At 58.3% G+C, this 5,268-nt stretch carries 3 protein-coding genes and 1 pseudogene; 3 read left to right on the forward strand and 1 reads right to left on the reverse strand.

Annotated elements, in window-relative coordinates:
- The first annotated feature begins 66 nt into the window (after nucleotides 1–66).
- Both AC6A67_RS03610 and AC6A67_RS03615 read left to right on the forward strand, forming a co-directional pair.
- Nucleotides 67–1,560 carry a tetratricopeptide repeat protein gene (locus tag AC6A67_RS03610; RefSeq protein WP_498035197.1) on the forward strand — a complete coding sequence of 498 codons (1,494 nt, stop codon included), beginning with the start codon at nucleotides 67–69 and terminating at the stop codon, nucleotides 1,558–1,560.
- Nucleotides 1,561–1,637: 77 nt separating this feature from the next.
- Nucleotides 1,638–2,635, forward strand: a pseudogene (locus AC6A67_RS03615) (IS5 family transposase).
- A gap of 89 nt (nucleotides 2,636–2,724) precedes the next feature.
- Here AC6A67_RS03615 and AC6A67_RS03620 read toward each other — a convergent pair.
- The gene (locus AC6A67_RS03620) at nucleotides 2,725–4,197 is read right to left on the reverse strand and encodes a Tn3 family transposase (RefSeq protein WP_498035198.1); all 1,473 of its coding nucleotides are present in this window, start codon (nucleotides 4,195–4,197) and stop codon (nucleotides 2,725–2,727) included.
- 114 nt (nucleotides 4,198–4,311) lie between these two features.
- On the opposite strand from AC6A67_RS03620, the gene AC6A67_RS03625 reads away from it, so the two are divergent.
- Nucleotides 4,312–5,255, forward strand: a protein-coding gene (locus AC6A67_RS03625) for an IS630 family transposase (RefSeq protein WP_498035199.1) whose coding sequence is annotated in 2 segments (ribosomal slippage) — nucleotides 4,312–4,651 and nucleotides 4,651–5,255 — 945 coding nt in all. Because the reading frame shifts where the segments join, the coding sequence is not laid out codon by codon here.
- The last annotated feature ends 13 nt before the right edge of the window (nucleotides 5,256–5,268 follow it).

Consider the following 5,268-nt stretch of genomic DNA (forward strand, 5'->3'; position numbering starts at 1 on the left):
AGTCCCGAAGACCCGTGGCAAACTGGTCGGGTGACAAGCTCAGGTTGACGAGTATCTTCTGCTACAATGAAAACCAAACAAGCGGCGAGTAGTACAATGCAATGGTCGACCTGGGTGACACTCTATCTGATAGTCGGTGCCGTATGCGCTGTTAAAGGCCCGGCGGCTCGGCAAATTTCATTTAAGGTCCTGCGCACCGGTTCAACAAACAAAAGCAGGCTTCAGCTCTTCAAGGCGATACTCGTCGTCGCAGTCATATTTCTCTGGCCGCTCTTGGTCATTTCAATAATCCGAACCGAAAAAAAGCAACAATCTGCAAGGAACTCCGCTCTCGTTAGGACGGATCAAACCTCAGAGTTAGCTTCGGTCCTCGCGGCTACAAATCAGAATCCTGTAGACGCGGACATATTGCCAAACGCTTCTGGTGAGTTCGGATACACTCCCGACAACCCTGTACCCACGACCGATATCCTTGCAACTGAAAAATACCTCAATTGTCTTCGCAACTCGGACGGCCAACCACTAAAATTCAGACGCATCGGGTCGTTTGCCAGCAAAGCCACGGATTTTCCAGTTGACGGGTACCGCGTGAACCCGGCGCAAGACGGTGAGCAACCGATCGTGCTGTATTTCTCACCTTACCATCTTCGTTGCTCTCGACTTGCCCCCCGAGGCTTCAAGTTTGCCAAGACAGAGCAAGCCAAATCCGCTCAGGATCCGAATCCAACGGTCGTCGCCGAAACATCCACAGCGGAGCAGCCGACCTATAAGTCTTTTTCTACTGCTGATACGGAGACTATACCTGTTGGTATGCTGACCGAGGTCAGCAACCGTGCTGACGAAGGAGATGTCGACTCTCAGGTGAAAATGGCCTTGCATTTTTTAACGAAACAATCGCCGTCAGCCGCGGAATGGTTCCATAAGGCGGCGACACAAGGACACGCACGCGCTCAGTATGAACTTGGAAAAATGTTTGTACGGGGCCATCTACTCCCTTGGAACTTAGAACAAGGCCGTAAGTGGATGGAAGCCGCTGCTGCGCAGAACTACCCTGGTGCATCGGAACGACTGGCCGAGATGCCTGAATACGCCGACACTCAACTAAGACAAATAAAATCGTCGCTCTTCAAAGATCCCAAAGATACTATTTTTGTATCTCCACATCATCAAAGGGAGCTGCCCAAGCGGTCAAAAGAAACAGCCTGCAAAACTGAGACGCCGCAGCAGCAGGTTAACTCTTACCTGTATTATTGGAATGAGTCCGATAGTGAAAATAAGAAGTTTTACGCTAAGGGACAGATGGCCGCTTTAGAGTGTTTAGCTCGTGCCCGCAAACGCGTTGAGGCAGCGACCAGCGGTTATTCTATTTGGGCTGACTTTGATGTGCTTCGAGATGAAGCTAGGGCCATAGCTGAAAGGCGTGGAATTCTCAAAATAGGCGAAGACCACGGAATGAGCGAGATCGACGGCTCGGACTTGCTTTTCGATGAACGTCGCGCTGCATTCATAAACGGAGTTGAAGACGCGCTTGAAGATGCCGACCAGCTTCCAGACGAATAATAGTTGGACGGTTCGAAAAACCTGGTGCTTTGAGGGCTCTGGAGCGAAACTGAGGCTGTCAGATTTTGGAGGCGTCGATGGCCAGCCAGCCCGGTTTCTTTGATCTTGCGGACCGTTACGCGGCCCTGAGCGCTGCCGGTGATCCCCTTGAGCGGCTTGCGGCAGTTGTGGACTTCGAGACATTCCGGACGCCATTAGTCGGAGCTCTTCACCGGGCGACGCGAGGCAAGGGCGGACGACCGCCCTGCGACCCTGTCATGATGTTCAAGATCCTTGTCTTGCAGGCCCTTTACTCGCTGTCGGATGGGGCCACGGAGTTCCAGATCCGAGACCGCCTTTCTTTTCAGCGCTTCCTTGGACTGGGTCTCGAAGGAACTGTGCCTGACGCCACGACCGTCTGGCTTTTCCGGGAGCGGCTGGTGAAAGCCGGAACCATCGACAGCCTCAGCGCAATAGCGACGGCGAGAAGAAGGACATCCGGGAGGGGCGTATCCCCGAGGACTGGAAGGACAGGCCTGCAAAGCTGCGCCAGAAGGACCGGGATGCGCGCTGGAGCATCAAGTACAGCAAGGCGAAGGTGAAGGATGACGCCGATCCGGCAGCCTTCACGGCCGTCGATCTCGCCGTTCCCATGTTCGGCTACAAGAACCACGTTGGCATTGACCGGGCCCACCGGTTTATCCGGACGTGGGACGCCAGCGCGGCCAACGCCCATGATGGCGCCCGCCTTCCCGTTCTCATCAGCAAGGCCAATACCGGATCAGGCGTCTGGGCCGACACGGCCTACCGCTCGAAGAAGAATGAAGCGTTTCTGGCGGGTGGCATGTTCCGTAGCCAGATCCACTGCAAGAAGCCGAAGGGCCGCCCGATGCCCGCGCACATCGCACGGGCCAACGGTAAGCGTTCCGTTATCCGGGCTGCGGTTGAGCATGTCTCCGCGGCGCAGAAGCATCGGATGGGGCTGGTGGTTCGCACCATTGGCATGGCGCGGGCCCGGCTGAAGATCGGCATGGCCAATCTGGCCTACAATTTCACCCGGCTTGCCTGGCTTGAAGGGAGAAGTGCGCCCGCATGATGCCTCAAGGCCGCCTCTGACGGTCCAAAGGCGTCACCTCAAGATTTGTGCGCCAGACAACGATTTGGCGAACATATTGAGAACATCGGCTATGCCACGAGTTTGAGGCGGGCCATGGGCTCGTTGAGCGTACGGAACTCGCCAGGGGAGAGCCGATTTGCTCGGTGCCACAAATAGTCGCCTGTCAAGCTGATATGCGCCCAGCCCATCGGCGAGAGATGGGCAAGGAGGGCATCGTCGATAGTGCCGCCGGATGCTTTGAGGTGTTGGGCGGCCCGATCCATGTAGATCGTGTTCCAGTAGGAAATTGCTGCGATCAGCAGATTCAGGCCCGACGCCCGATATTCCTGATTTTCGATCGAACGGTCGGTGAACCGACCTTGCCGGTTGGTGTAGATCGCAGCGGCAAGGGTATGACGTGCTTCGCCTTTGTTGAGGCCGGCTTGGCAGGCCCGACGCAAGTCGGGCTGTTCAAGCCAGTCGAGCGTGAACAGCGTGCGCTCGATGCGGCCAAGTTCGGCCAGCGCAAAATCCAGCCTGTTCTGCCGCTTGTAGGCCGCCAGCTTGCGCAGGATCGCGGAGGGCGCGACGGTTCCTTCCTTGATGGAGGCGACGATCCTGACGATGTCATCCCAATCGGCTTCGATCGCCGTCGTCTTGATCGTGCGGCCCATGAGGCTTTCGATGCCCTTGTAGGTCGAAGGCGCGGCGATCGAGCCGAGTTTCCGGTCTGCGATGTCGCGCAGACGGGGCACGAACCGGAAACCGAGAAGATGGCAAAGGGCAAAGACATGGTCCGTCGCGCCGCCGGTATCGGTGTAATGCGCATGCAGCGACAGCGCACCGGCGCCAAGCATCAGGCCGTCCAGCACATAAGGGGCCTCGCCGGCGGTGGCCGACATGATCCGCGATCCGAACGAGGCAAAATGATCGGACAGGTGGGAATAGATCTTCAGGCCCGGCTCGCTGCCATATTTCGCATTGATGTCGGCTGCCGACGATCGGCTGCGGCCCGAGCGGAAGAACTGCCCATCAGAGGATGAACTGGTGCCTGCTCCCCAATGGCGCGTGAAGGGAAGATCATGGTGCGCGGCAACGATCATGCCCAACGCGGCCTGATAATTTTCGGGCGACAGATACCAGTTGTGCGTCCAGGCAAGTTGGGCGTAGCTCACCCCGTCACTGGCGTTGGCCATCCGCTCCAGGCCGAGATTCGATCCATCCGCCAGAATGGCGGCAAGGATCGCATGCGGGTTGTCATGCTCCTTGCCGGAACGAAGATCGCGGAACGCGCTCAGGAATCCGGTGCGCTCGGCCACCTCGACCAGAAGTTCGGTAATCCGCACGCGCGGAAGCAAGGCGTCGAGCCTGCGATCGAGGGCTTCCGCTTCGGGCGGTGTGATCGCCGACAAGGGTTGCAGCTTGAGCCGGTCGCGTTCGAGCGCCACGCCTGCGAGCCTGTTCGACTTGAGCTGCTTGGAGAAGCGGCGCAGCCGCCAGTCGAGCGTTCTTGCCCAGCTGGATGTTCTGGTGCGGACGGGCGCCAGAGCCTTCCTGGGCAATCAGCCTGGAATCCAATGTCTAGAGCGCTTTTCGACCGCCATGAATCGCACCGGATTCCCTTTGTGGCTGACTTCTGATTCAAATTCCTTGCTGGCAGAGGGAGGCCAGCACGGATGGCTCAACCTCTTTCGATGGATTTACGTTCGCGGGTTCTGGCTGCGATTGATGACGGGATGAGTTGCCGTTCGGCAGCTGCGCGGTTCGGCGTTGCACCCTCCACCGCGATCCGTTGGCAGGCGCAGCGCCGTACTACCGGCGGTTTTGCACCCAAACCTCGGGGTGGCGACATGCGCTCGCGACCGGTCGAGGAACGGGCCGCTGATATCCTTGCCATCTGGGAGGCCCGTAAGGACATTTCGCTGGAGGAGCTGCGGCAGTCATTGGCTGCGATTGGCCTGAGCGTCTCCGTGGCAGGGCTGCACCGTTTCTTTGTCCGTCGGGGCATGACGCGTAAAAAAAGACTGGCCATGCCATCGAGCAGGACCGTCCAGATGTCCTGACGCTGCGTCAGGAATGGTTCGATGGCCAGACCGATCTGGAGCCAGGCAAACTGGTGTTCATCGACGAAACATGGGCCGCCACCAACATGACCCGTGCCCATGGGCGTTGCCGTAAAGGCGAACGGTTGCGGATGGGCTTCCCGCACGGCCACCGCAAGACGACCACCCTCGTCGCGGGCCTGCGCATGACGGGCATGGTTGCGCCAATGGTGCTGGATGGTCCGATCAACGGCCGCTGGTTCGAAGCGTATATCGCCCAGGTGCTCGTACCCGAGCTACGCCCCGGCGACATCGTTATCATGGACAATCTGTCGAGCCACAAACGACCGGCGGTCCGTGAGCGGATCGAGGCTGCCGGCGCAACGCTGCGTTTCCTGCCGCCCTACAGCCCGGACTTCAATCCGATCGAGAAAGCATTCTCACGCCTCAAGGCCATGCTGCGGAAGATCAGCGAGCGGACCGTCAGCGGCCTCTGGAACTGCATCGGCAAGCTCGTCGACATCTTCAAGCCCGATGAATGTGAGAACTACTTCGTTTCATGCGGATATGAACCATAATGATCGAAAAACG

It is taken from the genome of Camelimonas sp. FR25, assembly GCF_059740505.1.